This is a genomic window from Bacillus sp. AMCV2, assembly GCF_056033925.1.
Genome location: NZ_JBVYIB010000002.1, coordinates 2,460,658 through 2,477,667, shown reverse-complemented (window position 1 = coordinate 2,477,667; position 17,010 = coordinate 2,460,658). Strand labels below are relative to the sequence as shown.

Sequence of the window (17,010 nt, the reverse complement as noted above, 5' to 3'; positions counted from 1 at the left end):
ATTTATGAGTCTTCTTGAGCGTCTCAACCAGGATATGAAGCTGTATATGAAAAACCGTGAGAAAGACAAACTGACTGTCGTTCGAATGGTTAAGGCTTCACTTCAAAATGAAGCAATTAAGCTTAAGAAAGACAGTTTGACCGAGGATGAGGAACTCACTGTCCTTTCTCGTGAACTTAAGCAACGTAAAGACTCCCTCCAGGAATTTTCAAACGCTAATCGTTTAGATTTAGTAGATAAAGTTCAAAAAGAGCTGGACATTTTAGAAGTTTATTTACCTGAGCAGCTGTCAGAAGAAGAGCTGCGTACAATCGTAAATGAAACCATCGCGGAGGTCGGTGCGAGCTCAAAAGCGGACATGGGCAAAGTGATGGGGGCAATTATGCCTAAAGTAAAAGGTAAAGCTGACGGAAGTTTAATTAATAAGCTTGTGAGCAGTCAACTGTCTTAAATGGCAAAGAAAAGGACATCTTTCTAAGAGAGATGTCTTTTTTTATACATAAAAAAATGAAACCTTTGATACATTTGTTACGTATGAAGAGAAGGCACTTATTATAAAAGGAAGGAGGGATACACCGCCCTTGCTTCAAATCAAAGGATTCCGTGCTGCTCTTTTGAGTATATTTTTGCTTTCTTTATTAGGCGTACAACTGAACGCAAAAGCAGAAAAACAAACTGTTTATGTGATTCCGGTTGAAAAAAATGTCGAACAGGGTCTCGCCTCGTTTTTGTCCCGTTCGTTACAAGACGCAAAGGATGCACATGCAGACCATATTATTCTTGATATCAATACCCCGGGGGGATTGGTCAAATCTGCTATTGATATGGCCGATTTGATAACCGAAAGCGAGATCCCCGTAACTGCATATGTCAACAAACGCGCGTTGTCTGCTGGTGCATATATTGCACTGCAAGCAGATCACATTTATATGGCGCCTGGCGGAAAAATGGGAGCCGCCGCGATTGTTGATGGCCAAGGCAATGCCGCTGACCAAAAAGCTCAATCACTTTGGCTGGCAGAGATGGAAGATGCCGCAGTGAAAAATAACCGCGATCCAAAATATGCGCTCGCAATGGCTGACCCAGATATAGATGCCAAGGAAGTCGGCGCGCCTAAGGGAGATCTGCTGACACTTAACGCAGACAAGGCAATTGAGATAGGGTATTCAGAAGGCACTGCTGACAATTTGTCCACGCTCGTAAAGAAGCTTGGGTTCGAAAAGGCGCAGATCAGCTACGCAAAGGAGAGCTTTGCGGAAAAGTCAGCAAGGTGGCTGACGAATCCGGTCATTGTCCCTATTCTGCTGACAATCGCTTTTTTAGGTCTGACGGTGGAGCTTTTTTCACCGGGTGTCGGCCTCCCTGGAACGGCTGGACTTATTGCGTTATTGCTGTTCTTTTACGGGCATCTTGCAGCCGGCCTTGCCGGGTATGAGACGGTTCTCCTCTTTATAGCAGGGGTGATCCTCATCCTGCTTGAGATTTTTCTTCCCGGAGGAATCATTGGATTACTGGGCTTGGGAGCGATTATTGCGAGCCTGTTTTTAGCCGCGGGGAGCTTCACTGTCATGGCGGTTTCTCTCTTAATCGCCTCAGCTGTTTCGATTACAGCTTTTATTTTACTGACAAGGGTGTTGGGAAAGCGTATGAAATTCTTTAAGAAATTGATATTAAATGATTCTACAAACACGGAGAGCGGCTACGTTTCAAATCAAACGCGCACGGACTTAATGGGAAAAGTGGGTATAACCTTTACACCGCTGCGTCCTTCCGGTACCGTCATTATTGATGATGAACGTCTTGACGTCGTTTCAGAGGGATCGTTTACAGAAAAAGATAAGAAAGTAAAAGTGATTAAAGTAGAAGGCTCCCGCATTGTCGTGCGAGAAATTTAAACAGAAACGAGGAGAATAGATATGGATCCATCAACACTTATGATTCTGGCTATTATCGTAGTAGGGATCATTGTTTTAGCTGTATTTTTTACATTTGTGCCTGTGATGCTTTGGATTTCAGCGTTAGCAGCCGGAGTTAGAATCAGCATTTTCACTCTTGTAGGGATGAGGCTTCGCCGCGTCATTCCGAATCGGGTTGTTAACCCGCTGATTAAAGCGCATAAAGCCGGACTCGACGTTGGAACAAACCAGCTTGAAAGCCACTATCTTGCCGGAGGAAACGTTGACAGAGTTGTCAATGCTCTGATCGCTGCTCAGCGAGCCAACATTGAACTCACATTCGAACGCTGTGCTGCTATTGATCTTGCCGGCCGTGACGTATTGGAAGCCGTGCAGATGAGTGTTAACCCTAAGGTGATTGAAACACCATTTATTGCCGGTGTTGCCATGGACGGGATTGAAATGAAAGCGAAAGCGAGAATCACAGTAAGAGCGAATATCGAACGCCTCGTCGGGGGAGCAGGGGAAGAAACCATTGTAGCCCGTGTCGGCGAAGGGATTGTCTCTACAATCGGTTCATCAGATAATCATAAAAAAGTGCTTGAAAACCCTGATATGATTTCTCAGACAGTCCTTGGAAAAGGATTGGATTCAGGAACTGCGTTTGAAATTCTCTCCATTGATATTGCAGATGTAGATATCGGCAAAAACATCGGTGCAATTTTACAAACCGATCAGGCCGAGGCTGATAAAAACATCGCGCAGGCAAAAGCGGAAGAACGACGTGCGATGGCTGTCGCTCAAGAACAGGAAATGCGCGCCCGCGTAGAAGAAATGCGCGCGAAAGTGGTAGAAGCCGAAGCGGAAGTGCCGCTTGCGATGGCAGAAGCTTTACGTGAAGGGAATATTGGCGTCATGGACTACATGAATATCAAAAACATCGATGCTGACACAGAAATGCGTGATTCATTCGGCAAACTGACGAAAGATTCGTCTGATGAAGACCGCAAATCATAATCTCTCTAAGAAGGGAGAACGCTGATGGAAGATATACTGACCAATCCGCTTATTATTGCAGCGATTATCGGAATCATTTCTGCGATTTTCGGCAAAAAGAACAAAGAAGAAAAGCAAAACAGCCAAAAAAGAAAAAAACCTCAACACGTGCAATCTGCTTCTCCTCAAAAGAAGCAGTCAAAAGAAGACGCCCCTGCACCTATCCCTAACCGTATGGAACAGGCAAGACGGGAAGCGGAAGAAAGACGCAGGGAAACAGCAAGAAACTTGAAAGGGCTGGAACGAGATCTTGCTGCTGCCAAACAAAAAACAGTATACACAAAACAAAAAATGCTTCAGGTGAATAAAGACACTGTCGTACAGGGGATCGTTCTAGGAGAGGTGTTCGGACCTCCACGGGCGAAAAAACCTCACCGTACGATGCGCCCAGCCCGTAAAAATTAAAGTGTTAGAACCTCCTTTCAAATCATACATATGAGATGAAAGGGGGTTCTTTTTGTATGGGGCAAAGAAAGAATCGTATGAAAGCTTGGCTGACAAGAGCATTGGAAATTCCCCCGGACGTTATGATGGATCTGCCGAGGATTACAATGGTTGGCAGACTTCATATCTACATAGAAAACCACAGAGGTCTTTTGCTTTTCAGTGAGAATGAAGTGAGGCTGATGCTGAAGCAGGGCCAGTGCATCATATCTGGTAAAAATTTTGTCATCAAGGCGATTCTTCCGGAAGAGATACTTTTGGAGGGTACGATTGATGTCGTTCGATATGTTGAGTCATAAAGCCGAGGGGGAAATGTTGTGAAAAATAAATGGCTGTCTTTTTTTTCGGGTAAGGTCCAGCTTGAATTGACGGGAAGAGGGATTGAGCGGCTCCTTAATGAATGCACAAGACAGGGGATTCCGGTCTTTCATGTCAAAAAAAAGAAAGAAGCCGTATCGTTATATATACAGCTTCAGGATGTACATGCCTTTCGGCGGGTGAGAAGTAAATTTAAATGTAAAGCCCGATTTATCAATCGGAAGGGTTTTCCCTTCCTGTTGATGAAATCAAAGCTGAATATAGGGTTTACGATCGGTTTTGCGATTTTTTTCATCCTTTTGTTTTTGCTGTCCAATATGGTGTGGAAAATTGATGTGACAGGCGCTAAGCCTGAAACAGAACATCAAATGAGGCAGCATCTTAATGAAATCGGCGTCCAAAAGGGCCGTCTGCAGTTTTTAATGATGTCGCCCGAAAAAATACAGAAATCATTAACCAATGGAATAGACAATATCACTTGGGTCGGAGTTGATCTGAAGGGGACGACCATTCACATGAAAGTTGTGGAGAAAAATGAGCCCGAAAAAGAAAAGTATGTTAGCCCGCGCAATATTGTCGCCAAAAAGAAAGCAACCATTACGAGAATGTTTGTGCAAAAAGGACAGCCCATGGCCGCCATACACGATCATGTTGAAAAGGGGCAGCTGCTTGTTTCGGGACTGATCGGCAACGAAGACCATCAGCAGGAAGTCGCCTCAAAAGCAGAAATTTACGGAGAAACCTGGTATAGATCAGAAGTGACAGTCCCGCTTGAAACATTATTTAACGTCTATACGGGCAAAGTAAGGACAAAGCACAAGCTTTCTTTTGGTTCTTTGGCAATCCCGATCTGGGGGATGACGTTTAAAAAAGAGGAATTGAAGCATCCAAAAACAGAACAAGAAAAGCATTCGCTTCATTTTCTCGGATTTAAGCTCCCTGTATCCTATGTCAAAGAGCAAACGAGAGAAAGTGAAGAGGCTTTACGAAAATATACGAAAGAAGAAGCAGTTCAAGAAGGCATTAAATTGGGTAAACAGGATGTAGAGGATAAAATAGGCGAAAACGGCGAGGTGAAAAGTGAAAAAGTTTTGCACCAGACTGTTGAGAATGGTAAAGTAAAGTTGATTATTCTCTACCAAGTTATAGAAGATATCGTTCAAACCACACCTATTGTCAGGGAGACTGAAGAATGACAGAACATTTACTTGCGATGAATCAAAAACTGAAAAACCCGGACGAGGCGCTTTCACTCTTCGGGAACCAAGATTCTTTTTTGAAATTGATGGAGAAAGATCTGAATGTAAATATCATTACGCGCGGCGAGACGATTTATGTTTCAGGCGATGATGAATCGTTTCAGATTGCAGACAGGCTGCTGGGATCGCTCCTCGCTTTAATTCGCAAGGGGATAGAGATCTCTGAACGTGATGTGATTTACGCCATCAAAATGGCAAAGAAGAATGAACTTGAATACTTTGAAAGCATGTATGAAGAAGAAATTACAAAAAACGCAAAAGGCAAATCAATCCGTGTAAAAACAATGGGACAGCGGGAATACGTGGCCGCTATGAAGCGGAATGACCTTGTATTCGGCATTGGTCCGGCGGGAACCGGGAAAACGTACCTGGCTGTCGTAAAAGCAGTCCATGCTTTAAAAAACGGACATATCAAAAAAATCATTTTAACAAGACCTGCCGTGGAAGCCGGTGAAAGCCTTGGTTTTCTCCCAGGTGACCTAAAAGAAAAAGTAGATCCTTATTTGCGCCCGCTGTATGACGCTCTCCATGATGTGCTTGGGGCAGATCATACAGAACGTCTGATGGAAAGAGGCATCATTGAAATTGCTCCGCTCGCATATATGAGGGGACGGACGCTCGATGATGCTTATGTTATACTTGATGAAGCACAGAATACCACGCCTGCTCAAATGAAAATGTTTTTGACGAGACTGGGTTTTGGCTCTAAAATGATCATTACAGGTGACGTTAGCCAAATTGATCTGCCGAAAGGCGTCAAATCGGGACTTGCAGTAGCGAAGGAGATGCTGAAAGGAATAGACGGCATTTCTATGATTGAGCTGGACCAGACAGACGTGGTCAGACATCCGCTTGTTGCGAAAATTATTGAAGCATACGATAAGCAAAATTAATGCTGAATGACCCGATCGCGCGTTATCGGGTCATTTTTATGATTGCTTATGGGCTTGATGTTTCAAGAGGAGGTTCTTGTGTTGAAAAAGAAGGCTAAGACCAAAAGCAGCTCGAAAAAATGGAGCAGTTTTAAAAATGCCCGCTCCATGCATGTACTGCTGTATCTTCTGCTGGCTGCCATTATGTTTGCTTTGCTCTTTGTACATGTTAAGCCGGAAACACTTGATTTAGACCTGTTTTCAGTCAGCGACAAGACCATTTACGCTCCGGCAACCGTAGAAGATCAAAAAGCCACAGAGGAAAAAAAGCAAGCCGCTGAGGACGCGGTTGAAGATCAATATACATTAAAAAAAGAATATACAGACAATCGGATTGACCTTGTGTCATCAATATTCGACAGTATTAGTGAAGTGAAAAAATCATCGGAAGAAGGCAGTAAATCACCATCGGAAAAATCAATGGTCAAATCTGTAAAGGACAAATTGACATCAGATGTGAATGATTCTATATCGGAGGATTCCATCAAGACATTGCTGAAAGCAGACAGTGAAGACTTTTCTTTTGTTAGAGATACGGTCATTACCGCAGTAAATACGGTCATGAACAGTGAAATCCCTTCGGATAAACTATCTGATGCAAAGGATAAGGTAGAAAAAGAGCTAAAAAGCAATTCTATTCCGTCTAAATACTTGGGAGCTGCGACAGAAATCGGGCGTTTTGCTATTATTCCGAATTACGTCTTCGATCCGAAAGCAACAGAGGCAAAACGGCAGGAAGCCTCAGATAATGTCCAGCAGGTTCAAATCAAACAGGGGCAAGTGCTCGTGGAAGAAAATGACCTCATTGATCGGGAAGTGTACAGGAAACTTGAGCTGACCGGGTTATTAAATAACTCAAATCTCTTTAAACCGATCAGCGGGCTATTGATTATGATCGGACTTTTCATTGCAACACTTGTATATTATTTTGAAAAACAGAAACAAAATCTGAAGTTTAAAAATCAATCCATTCTGTTATTCTCGATTATCACAACACTTTTGCTTGTGATCATGGAGGTTGTCAGTTTGTTTCAGAAGATGGAGTATAATAATATCGGCTATCTGGTCCCCATTGCGGCCGGCGCCATCTTAATCAAACTGCTGATGAATGAACGCATTGCCATTTTGGGAAGTATCATTCTTGCGATTTGCGGAAGTATGATGTTTAATCAGGGTGTGACAGGAACATTCAATTATGTCATAGGGATTTATTATTTGATCAGCGGCATTTCAGGTGTATTATTTTTAGGAAAACACAATGCAAGATCAAAGATTTTGCAGACCGGACTTTTCGTGGCGTTTATTAATATGGTTGTCGTTCTATCCTTATTATTGATCCAGAACACTGCGCTATCGGGTCTTGAAATCGGCACGTTAATGCTCATGGGGGTTGTGTCGGGGTTTGCTTCATCTGTATTGATCATCGGCCTGATGCCGTTTTTTGAGACGGGCTTTGGCATTTTATCCACCATGAGGCTGCTCGAGCTGTCTAATCCTAACCATCCGCTATTGCGCAAAATACTGACGGAAACACCAGGTACATATCATCACAGTGTAATGGTTGCCAATTTATCAGAGGCAGCCTGTGAAGCGGTTGGGGCTAATGGTTTGCTTGCAAGAGTCGGCGCATATTATCACGATCTCGGAAAAACAAAGCGCCCGCAATATTTTATTGAAAACCAAATGAATATTGACAATCCGCATGACAAGCTGTCACCTCAGTTGAGTAAAAATATTATTATCTCGCATACGACAGACGGTGCGAATATGCTGAGAAGCTATAAATTTCCGAAAGAGCTTGTCGATATTGCTGAGCAACATCATGGAACCTCGCTTTTAAAGTTTTTTTACTATAAAGCGAAGGAAAAAGGCGACCAGATTACAGAGGAAGAGTTCCGTTATCCGGGGCCGAAGCCGCAGTCAAAGGAAGCCGCAATTATATCAGTGGCCGACAGTGTTGAAGCGGCCGTCAGATCCATGCATAATCCCAATCCTGAACGAATTGAAAAGCTTGTCCGGGGTATTATATCCGATAAGCTTCAGGACGGACAGTTCAGTGAATGCGATTTGACATTTAAAGAGCTGGATACAATCGCAAAAACGCTCTGTGCAACATTAAAAGGAATTTTCCACTCCCGGATTGAATATCCGGAGGCTACTAAGAAGGTGAAATAGATGAGTTTACTGATTGATATCGTTGATGAAACAGGAAGCGTCTCAGAAGAGATGCTCAAAGAAGTAGAAAATCTGCTTCAATTTGCCGCTGAGCGTGAAGGCGTTCAGGATCAGGCTGAAGTTTCTGTCACGATTGTTTCCAATGATGACATACATCAGATTAACAAAGAATACCGGGGAAAGGATGCTCCGACAGATGTCATCTCATTTGCTCTTGAAGAAGAGGGAGAAGGCGAGATCGAAATCGTGGGCGCTGAAATGCCTCCGGTTTTAGGTGATATTATCATTAGTGCCGATCGCACAAGAGAGCAGGCAGAGGAGTATAATCATTCTTTTAAAAGAGAGCTCGGATTTCTAGCTGTACACGGATTTCTGCACCTTTTAGGATATGACCATATGACGAAAGAGGAAGAAGAGGAGATGTTTACTAAGCAAAAGGAATTGCTGGACGCTTATGGACTCAAAAGATCATAGAAATGAGCTGAAGCGATTCTTCAAAAGCTTCGTGCATGCAGGCCGGGGCATCTGGGAAACAGCGCGGACGGAGCGGAATTTCCAATTTCATGCCGCAGCCGCCTGCGCTGTTCTCATTTGCGGCTTCCTTGTAGAGCTCAGCATGATTGAGTGGATGATTATATTCCTTTTGATTGGCGGTATGTTTTCGCTTGAGCTTTTAAATACAGCCATTGAACATACGGTTGATTTAATAACTGACAAACATCACCCTCTTGCTAAAGCGGCCAAGGACGCTGCCGCCGGGGCTGTTTGCGTTTTTGCCGTGATTTCGTGTATCATTGGTTTACTTATTTTTTTGCCAAAGCTGTAATGGCTGAAAATTCTTACATTTATTTTACATTTTTAGAAATGGGCGTGAAAAAAAGCGCGCGATTATGTAAAATATAAAGTGATAGCGGTACCATTATAGGTAAGAGAGGAATGTACACATGAACAGACAAGAATTAATAACAGAAGCTTTAAAAGCGCGTGATATGGCATATGCGCCGTATTCCAAATTCCAAGTAGGAGCCGCTCTTCTTACCAAGGATGGAAAAGTGTACAGAGGCTGCAACATTGAGAACGCGGCATACAGCATGTGCAATTGCGCCGAGCGTACGGCTTTATTTAAAGCTGTTTCTGAAGGGGATACAGAGTTTCAGATGCTGGCCGTTGCGGCTGACACCCCTGGACCGGTATCTCCGTGCGGAGCCTGCCGCCAGGTGATTTCTGAGCTTTGCACAAAAGACGTTATTGTCGTACTAACTAATTTACAAGGACAAATAAAAGAAATGACTGTGGAAGAATTATTGCCAGGCGCATTTTCATCGGAGGATTTACATGACGAACGAAAGCTTTAAATCAGGATTTGTATCCATTATTGGAAGACCAAACGTAGGAAAATCTACATTTTTGAACAGAGTCATTGGACAAAAAATCGCGATCATGAGCGATAAGCCCCAAACGACGAGAAACAAGGTGCAAGGAGTACTGACGACAGGCACATCACAAACCATTTTTATTGACACACCAGGGATTCATAAACCTAAGCATAAACTTGGGGACTTTATGATGAAAGTGGCGCAAAATACATTAAAAGAAGTCGATTTGATCTTGTTTATGATCAATGCTGAGGAAGGCTACGGGAAGGGCGACGAATTTATCATTGAGAAATTGCAGACGATGTCTACGCCTGTATTCTTAATCGTAAACAAAATTGATAAAATTCATCCCGACCAATTGCTTCTGCTAATTGACGAATACCGCAAACGTTATCCTTTTAAGGAAATTGTTCCGATTTCTGCTTTAGAAGGAAATAACATCGAAACATTGCTCGCTCAGATTGAAGCGTATTTGCCGGAAGGGCCGCAATTCTATCCGAGTGACCAGGTAACTGACCACCCTGAACGATTTATCATTTCTGAATTAATCAGGGAAAAGGTGCTGCATTTGACGAGAGAAGAAATCCCGCACAGCATTGCGGTGGCCATCGAATCCATCAAAGGGCAGGACAACGGTTCTGTGCACGTAGCGGCAACGATTGTGGTCGAGCGGGATTCCCAGAAAGGCATCGTGATCGGTAAAAAAGGAAGCCTTCTAAAAGAGGTTGGAAAAAGAGCGAGAGCGGATATTGAAGCACTGTTGGGCTCCCGTGTCTACCTTGAATTGTGGGTGAAAGTGCAGAAAGACTGGCGTAATAAAATGTCCCAGCTTCGCGATTTTGGCTTTAAAGAGGACGAATATTAATCTCTTGCTGTGTGTGTCATTATCTCACAGGAACAGGGATACATTAGCAAATTTTGTTTAACATGAAATGGAGGACATCTGGTCAAGATAAAGGTAAGAATTTGGAGTTTAGGTAAGCTAGTTTAACTACAGAAAGGTGGGTTTCTTGTGTTGAATTTTACCTGGAACGTATTTTCTCAAACAGGAAATGTTGATACGTATCTTCTTTTTAAAGAACTGGAAAAAGAGAACATGGAAAGACCCGAAGAACTAGAAGATGAGCTAGCCCGATTTGATTATCCAATTTTATAAACCTCTTGGCCGCTCCTGCTTGAGGAAGGTGCGGAAATGCTGACAAAATGTGAAGGAATCGTTCTTCGCACAAATGATTACGGAGAGACGAATAAAATCGTAACTTTATTGACAAGAGAACACGGAAAAATAGGTGTTATGGCACGAGGCGCCAAAAAACCGAACAGCCGTTTATCAGCAGTCAGCCAGCCCTTTTTGTATGGTTCTTTCTTAATGCAAAAAACATCGGGCCTCGGAACGCTTCAGCAGGGGGAAATGATCCTCAGCATGAGAGGCATCAGGGAAGACTTGTTTTTAACAGCATATGCTGCCTATATTGCTGAGTTAGTCGACAGAGGCACAGAAGAAAAAAAGTCAAATCCTTATTTATTTGAATTCATACTAGAATCATTAAAACAGCTGAATGAAGGAACAGATCCGGATGTTATCACCTTCATTGTTCAAATGAAGATGCTCGGTGTCATGGGCCTGTATCCTGAGCTGAATCATTGTGTACATTGTAAAAGCCAAGACGGAACCTTTCATTTCTCTGTTCGTGATAATGGTTTTATATGCCACCGCTGTTTTGAAAAAGATCCTTACAGGATACCGATTAAACCGCAAACGGCAAGGCTGTTAAGACTCTTTTACTATTTTGATCTGTCGAGACTCGGCAATGTGTCCTTAAAAGAGGAAACAAAAGCTGAATTAAAGCAAGTGATTGATTTATATTACGAAGAATATTCGGGATTGTATTTAAAATCAAAGCGCTTTTTAGATCAAATGGAAAGCATGAAACATCTTATGGGTGAAAACAAAAGTTGACATTTGGTCCATCTTTTTATATGATCATTTATTATAAAATATGTTGCAGTGAGAGAAAGAAGTACTTGCGTTTACCTCATGAAAGCGACCTTAGGGCGGTGTAAGCTAAGGATGAGCACGCAACGAAAGGCATTCTTGAGCAATTTTAAAAAAAGAGGCTGGGATTTTGTTCTCAGCAACTAGGGTGGAACCGCGGGAGAACTCTCGTCCCTATGTTTGCGGCTGGCAAGCATAGAGACGGGAGTTTTTTGGTTGCTGCCGCAGTCAACTTATGAAAGAAAAGTGGAGGTGCTTGAAATGAATATTCAAGACATGATTCTAACCTTGCAAAAGCATTGGTCCAGTCAGGGCTGTGTGCTTATGCAGGCTTACGATGTAGAAAAAGGAGCCGGCACGATGAGCCCGTATACATTTTTGCGCAGTATCGGCCCTGAACCGTGGAAAGTGGCTTATGTAGAGCCTTCCAGACGTCCTGCAGACGGCCGCTACGGGGAGAACCCGAACAGACTGTATCAACATCATCAGTTTCAGGTCATTATTAAACCGTCTCCTGATAACATTCAAGAGTTGTATTTGGATTCCTTGCGTGCTCTTGGAATTGATCCGCTTGAGCACGATATTCGCTTTGTTGAAGACAACTGGGAGAATCCGTCTTTAGGCTGCGCGGGTCTAGGCTGGGAAGTTTGGCTTGACGGAATGGAAATAACACAATTTACGTATTTCCAGCAGGTCGGGGGATTAGAGTGTAAACCCGTTTCTGTAGAGATTACGTATGGAATTGAGCGTCTCGCGTCTTATATCCAGGATAAAGAAAACGTGTTTGACTTGGAATGGACGTCAGGGTTTACAGTAAAAGATTTATTCATGATGGCCGAATATGAGCATTCTGTTTATACGTTTGAAACATCAGACGTCGATATGCTGTTCCAATTGTTCAGCACATATGAAAAAGAAGCGATCAAGCAAATGGATAACGGACTTGTTCATCCAGCATATGACTATGTGCTGAAATGCTCGCACACCTTCAATCTGCTTGACGCCAAAGGTGCGATCTCTGTTACCGAGCGGACGGGCTATATCGCAAGAGTGCGGAATTTAGCTAGAAAAGTAGCAAAAACCTATTATGAGGAACGAGAAAAACTAGGGTTTCCAATGCTTAAAGGGGAGGGTTCTTCTCATGAGTAAACAGGATTTACTTTTAGAGATCGGATTAGAGGAAATGCCGGCGCGCTTTTTGAATGAAAGCATGGTTCAGCTTGGCGACAAGCTGACAGGCTGGCTTAAAGAAAAAAATATTACTCACGGTGAAGTGAAACTATTCAATACACCGAGACGTCTTGCTGTGTTCGTTAAGGATGTCGCAGAAAAGCAGGATGATATAAAAGAAGAAGCAAAAGGGCCTGCGAAAAAAATTGCCCTTGATGCGGACGGGAACTGGACAAAAGCGGCAATCGGCTTTTCAAAAGGCCAAGGCGCGAATGTGGAAGACCTGTACATCAAAGAAGTAAAAGGCATAGAGTATGTATTCGTGCAAAAATTCCAAGCTGGCCAAGAAACGAAGTCGCTTCTGCCAGAATTGAGCGGTTTAATTACAAGCTTGCATTTCCCGAAAAACATGCGCTGGGGAAATGAAGATTTGCGTTATATCCGACCGATCAAATGGATTGTCGCATTATTTGGACAGGATGTCATTCCATTTTCGATCACAAACGTTGAGTCTGGACGGACAACACAGGGACACCGTTTCCTCGGACATGAAGTGTCAATTGAATCACCTTCAGCTTATGAAGAGCAGCTGAAAGAACAGCATGTTATTGCTGATCCTAGCGTCCGAAAGCAAATGATTCAATCTCAGCTGGAAACAATGGCTGATGAAAACAATTGGAGCATTCCAGTTGACGAAGACCTTCTTGATGAAGTGAATCATTTAGTAGAATACCCGACAGCTCTTTACGGTTCATTTGAATCCGAGTTTCTGTCAATTCCTGAAGAAGTGCTTGTCACGACAATGAAAGAGCATCAGCGCTACTTCCCTGTCAAAGACAAAAACGGTGACCTGCTGCCTCACTTTATCACAGTCCGAAACGGCAACAGCCACGCGATTGAAAATGTGGCCCGAGGCAATGAAAAAGTGCTGCGCGCACGTTTATCTGATGCTTCATTCTTCTACAAGGAAGATCAGAAACTAAACATTGATGCAAATGTGAAGAAGCTTGAAAATATCGTTTTCCATGAAGAGCTTGGTTCTCTTGCTGATAAGGTTAGAAGAGTCACATCAATCGCAGAGAAACTTGCCGTTCGTCTTCAGGCTGATGAAGATACATTAAAACATGTGAAGCGGGCTGCTGAAATTTCTAAATTCGACCTTGTGACGCATATGATATATGAATTCCCTGAACTTCAAGGAATTATGGGCGAAAAGTATGCGAGAATGCTTGGCGAAGATGAAGCTGTGGCTGCGGCAGTCAATGAACATTATATGCCTAGATCAGCGGGCGGAGAAACACCTTCTACTTTCACCGGAGCTGTTGTAGCAATGGCGGATAAGCTTGACACAATCGCTTCATTCTTCTCTATCGGCGTAATTCCGACCGGTTCCAGGACCCTTACGGACTGCGCCGCCAAGCAAGCGGTATTGTTGCGATTCTTCTTGACCGCAACTGGGGAATTTCATTTGAAGAGCTGCTTACTTTCGTACAAACCGATAAAGAAAATGAACTGCTGGATTTCTTCACTCAGCGCTTGAAATATGTCTTGAATGCTGAACAAATCAGACATGATGTCATTGACGCCGTGCTGGAAAGCTCTGAGCTTGAGCCGTACTCTGCGCTGCATAAAGCACAAGTACTGGAGCAAAAGCTTGGTGCACCTGGTTTTAAGGAAACAGCCGAAGCGTTAGGCCGAGTGATCTCTATCAGCAAAAAAGGAGTCCGCGGAGACATTCAGCCTGATCTGTTTGAAAATGAATACGAAGCAAAACTGTTTGATGCCTACCAAACAGCGAAGCAAAATCTGCAGGAAAACTTCAGCAAAAAAGATTATGAGGCGGCGCTTGCTTCACTTGCAGCCTTAAAAGAACCGATCGATGCTTACTTCGATCATACAATGGTTATAGCGGATAATGAGTCATTAAAGGCAAATCGTTTAGCGCAAATGGTAAGCTTGGCGGATGAGATCAAGTCCTTTGCGAATATGAATGCCCTTATTGTAAAATAAAGAGAGAAAAGGCGGTTGCTGTGTGATCGGTAATCGTCTTTTCCCCATTTATAAGTTTTTTGTTTGATTACAAGATATTTACGTTATAATATGGATTATTATTTCTTTACATAGCTATGAAGTGAAAAGGTGGTGAGTACGATCGAACTAAATAAACGGCAAGAACATATTTTGCAGATTGTAAAAGAAAACGGGCCGATTACAGGGGAGCATATTGCAGAAAAGCTGAACCTAACCAGGGCGACATTGCGCCCGGATTTAGCCATACTCACCATGTCAGGATTCCTCGAGGCGCGCCCGAGAGTCGGTTATTTCTATACGGGAAAAACCGGCACGCAGCTTTTGGCGGATAAACTCAAAAAGCTTCAGGTGAAAGACTTTCAATCTATCCCCGTAGTGATTCACGAAAACGTTTCTGTGTACGATGCGATTTGCACCATGTTTTTAGAAGATGTAGGTACTCTGTTTGTGGTGGACCGCGATGCTGTTTTAGTCGGGGTGCTTTCACGAAAAGACTTGCTCAGAGCGAGCATTGGCCAGCAGGAGCTTACATCGGTCCCTGTTCACATCATCATGACAAGGATGCCGAACATTACGGTGTGCAGACGCGAGGATTATGTGATGGACATTGCAAAGCACTTAATAGAAAAACAAATTGATGCACTTCCTGTCATCAAAGACACCGATAAAGGCTTTGAAGTGATCGGCAGAGTGACAAAAACAAATATGACCAAAATACTTGTCAGTTTATCTGAAAATGAAATCCTATAAGATTGCAAACTAACGGGGGGATAATATGAATAACCGCATCATCTATGTTGTATCGGATTCCGTCGGTGAAACGGCTGAATTGGTAGTAAAAGCAGCACTCAGCCAATTTAACGGATCGGCGGATGATACTCATGTAAGAAGAATTCCTTATGTTGAAGATATAGGCACTATCAATGAAGTGATTTCACTTGCAAAGGCAGACGGGGGCATTATCTGTTTTACACTCGTGGTGCCCGAAATCAGAGAATATTTGATAGCCGAAGCGGAAAAAGCAAATGTTTTATATTATGATATTATCGGCCCGTTGATTGATAAAATGGAAACAGCCTACGGTTTAACAGCGAAATACGAACCGGGGCGGGTGCGCCAGCTTGATGAAGATTATTTCAAAAAAGTGGAGGCCATCGAGTTTGCAGTTAAATACGATGATGGACGTGATCCAAGAGGGATTTTAAAAGCTGATATCGTTTTGATCGGCGTGTCAAGAACGTCTAAAACACCGCTGTCTCAATATCTCGCACACAAACGCCTGAAGGTTGCCAATGTTCCGATTGTACCGGAGGTTGATCCGCCGGAAGAACTCTTTAACGTTGATCCGAAAAAATGCATCGGTTTAAAGATTAGCCCTGATAAACTGAATCATATCAGAAAAGAACGCTTAAAATCACTCGGGCTTAATGATAAAGCGATTTATGCAAATATCAATAGAATCAAAGAGGAACTCGAGTATTTTGAAAAGATTGTGGATCGGATCGGCTGCCAGGTTGTTGATGTTTCAAATAAAGCGGTTGAGGAAACAGCAAATATTATCCATCATCTCAAAACAAAAAACATATAACTCAGGACGCTCTATCCTGGGTTTTTGGCTGTGCCAAAAGGGAATAATGAAAAACAATAGCATCTTTGTGAAGTTTGTATTATAATAAAAAATTGTGATAAAATGATTAATTTTAGGTTTAAGGATCGTGTGATACGAATAAACTATTATGGGTAAGATGTCAAGAATTTCTCCCGGAAATTTTTCGACAAATTCATATACATCCACAATAATAAAGGATGTGCGATTTTGCTTGCTTTTATGCAGGAGTTTAATGGAGGGATGGAGAATTACTCTTCTTAATGAACAAGAAAAGACGATTTTTGTCGATGCTGATGCTTGTCCGGTAAAAGATGAAATTTTACAAACAGCATCCGAGTATGAAGTTCAAGTTCTTTTTGTCGCTTCATTTGAACATTATCAGCTTTCCAGAAGCAATGAAGAAAAATGGAAGTATGTTGATCCTCATAAAGAAGCTGCTGATTTATATATTGCAAATCACGTAAAACCGGGAGATATCGTTGTGACGCAGGACATCGGATTAGCATCTCTGCTGTTGAACAGAAATGTCTCTGTTATGTCGGAAAGAGGTCGTCTTTACAAAGAAGATGCGATTGATTTTGCTCTAGAGGGCCGTCATTTTTCCGGCAAACAAAGAAGAAAAGGCGTATATGCCAAAGGGCCTAAAAAATTGAATAAAGAAGATCGAGAACGATTTATTACACTGCTGCAAAAAATCCTGTCGAACGATGAAGGGATTTTGCACTAAAGCATCGAATAATGTACGACGG

18 protein-coding genes, 1 pseudogene and 1 other annotated feature are annotated in these 17,010 nt (G+C 42.7%); all 19 genes and pseudogenes read left to right on the top strand.

Annotation, left to right across the window (positions count from 1 at the left end):
* The first annotated feature begins 4 nt into the window (after nt 1-4).
* The 19 genes and pseudogenes from AC0OMA_RS12825 (at nt 5) to AC0OMA_RS12735 (ending at nt 16,988) form a co-directional block, all read left to right on the top strand.
* Entirely contained in the window at nt 5-451 is a 447-nt protein-coding gene (locus AC0OMA_RS12825) for a GatB/YqeY domain-containing protein (protein WP_003230022.1), read from the top strand.
* Between the two features lie 130 nt (nt 452-581).
* Nucleotides 582-1,895, top strand: coding sequence for an NfeD family protein (locus AC0OMA_RS12820; RefSeq protein WP_181219781.1), 1,314 nt, complete (start codon nt 582-584; stop codon nt 1,893-1,895).
* A gap of 21 nt (nt 1,896-1,916) precedes the next feature.
* Complete coding sequence (floA, locus tag AC0OMA_RS12815; protein ID WP_003237085.1) at nt 1,917-2,912, top strand: flotillin-like protein FloA; 996 nt, start codon at nt 1,917-1,919, stop codon at nt 2,910-2,912.
* A 24-nt stretch (nt 2,913-2,936) separates the two neighbouring features.
* A complete protein-coding gene (locus AC0OMA_RS12810; protein WP_015384123.1) occupies nt 2,937-3,356 on the top strand; it encodes a hypothetical protein in 420 nt (139 codons plus the stop codon).
* Between the two features lie 56 nt (nt 3,357-3,412).
* On the top strand, nt 3,413-3,694 hold the full coding sequence (gene yqfC / locus AC0OMA_RS12805) for a sporulation protein YqfC (protein ID WP_003226191.1): 282 nt from the start codon (nt 3,413-3,415) through the stop codon (nt 3,692-3,694).
* 18 nt (nt 3,695-3,712) lie between these two features.
* Nucleotides 3,713-4,909, top strand: coding sequence for a sporulation protein YqfD (yqfD, locus tag AC0OMA_RS12800; protein WP_327830707.1), 1,197 nt, complete (start codon nt 3,713-3,715; stop codon nt 4,907-4,909).
* Entirely contained in the window at nt 4,906-5,865 is a 960-nt protein-coding gene (locus AC0OMA_RS12795) for a PhoH family protein (protein ID WP_014477373.1), read from the top strand. The genes yqfD and AC0OMA_RS12795 overlap by 4 nt, the downstream gene beginning before the upstream one ends.
* A 78-nt stretch (nt 5,866-5,943) precedes the next feature.
* Nucleotides 5,944-8,079, top strand: coding sequence for a cyclic-di-AMP phosphodiesterase PgpH (pgpH, locus tag AC0OMA_RS12790; protein ID WP_474222145.1), 2,136 nt, complete (start codon nt 5,944-5,946; stop codon nt 8,077-8,079).
* On the top strand, nt 8,080-8,553 hold the full coding sequence (gene ybeY, locus AC0OMA_RS12785) for an rRNA maturation RNase YbeY (protein ID WP_003230039.1): 474 nt from the start codon (nt 8,080-8,082) through the stop codon (nt 8,551-8,553).
* Nucleotides 8,534-8,905 (top strand): diacylglycerol kinase family protein, encoded by a 372-nt coding sequence (locus AC0OMA_RS12780; RefSeq protein ID WP_015384119.1) that lies wholly within the window; start codon nt 8,534-8,536, stop codon nt 8,903-8,905. Before ybeY ends, AC0OMA_RS12780 begins: the two co-directional genes overlap by 20 nt.
* A gap of 118 nt (nt 8,906-9,023) precedes the next feature.
* The gene (locus AC0OMA_RS12775) at nt 9,024-9,434 is read left to right on the top strand and encodes a cytidine deaminase (RefSeq protein ID WP_003230049.1); all 411 of its coding nucleotides are present in this window, start codon (nt 9,024-9,026) and stop codon (nt 9,432-9,434) included.
* A complete protein-coding gene (gene era, locus AC0OMA_RS12770) occupies nt 9,415-10,320 on the top strand; it encodes a GTPase Era (RefSeq protein WP_003230051.1) in 906 nt (301 codons plus the stop codon). Before AC0OMA_RS12775 ends, era begins: the two co-directional genes overlap by 20 nt.
* A gap of 147 nt (nt 10,321-10,467) precedes the next feature.
* Nucleotides 10,468-10,611 carry a YqzL family protein gene (locus AC0OMA_RS12765; RefSeq protein WP_003230053.1) on the top strand — a complete coding sequence of 48 codons (144 nt, stop codon included), beginning with the start codon at nt 10,468-10,470 and terminating at the stop codon, nt 10,609-10,611.
* A 36-nt stretch (nt 10,612-10,647) separates the two neighbouring features.
* Nucleotides 10,648-11,415, top strand: coding sequence for a DNA repair protein RecO (gene recO, locus AC0OMA_RS12760; protein ID WP_015384118.1), 768 nt, complete (start codon nt 10,648-10,650; stop codon nt 11,413-11,415).
* Nucleotides 11,416-11,454: 39 nt separating this feature from the next.
* Nucleotides 11,455-11,630: a binding site (T-box leader), on the top strand.
* Between the two features lie 82 nt (nt 11,631-11,712).
* Nucleotides 11,713-12,600 (top strand): glycine--tRNA ligase subunit alpha, encoded by an 888-nt coding sequence (glyQ, locus tag AC0OMA_RS12755; protein WP_003226213.1) that lies wholly within the window; start codon nt 11,713-11,715, stop codon nt 12,598-12,600.
* Nucleotides 12,593-14,631: pseudogene (gene glyS, locus AC0OMA_RS12750) on the top strand (glycine--tRNA ligase subunit beta). Before glyQ ends, glyS begins: the two are co-directional and overlap by 8 nt.
* 132 nt (nt 14,632-14,763) lie before the next feature.
* Nucleotides 14,764-15,402 (top strand): transcriptional regulator CcpN, encoded by a 639-nt coding sequence (ccpN, locus tag AC0OMA_RS12745; protein ID WP_003237058.1) that lies wholly within the window; start codon nt 14,764-14,766, stop codon nt 15,400-15,402.
* A gap of 25 nt (nt 15,403-15,427) precedes the next feature.
* Nucleotides 15,428-16,240 (top strand): pyruvate, water dikinase regulatory protein, encoded by an 813-nt coding sequence (locus AC0OMA_RS12740; RefSeq protein ID WP_003230064.1) that lies wholly within the window; start codon nt 15,428-15,430, stop codon nt 16,238-16,240.
* 253 nt (nt 16,241-16,493) lie between these two features.
* A complete protein-coding gene (locus AC0OMA_RS12735; protein WP_015384116.1) occupies nt 16,494-16,988 on the top strand; it encodes a YaiI/YqxD family protein in 495 nt (164 codons plus the stop codon).
* The last annotated feature ends 22 nt before the right edge of the window (nt 16,989-17,010 follow it).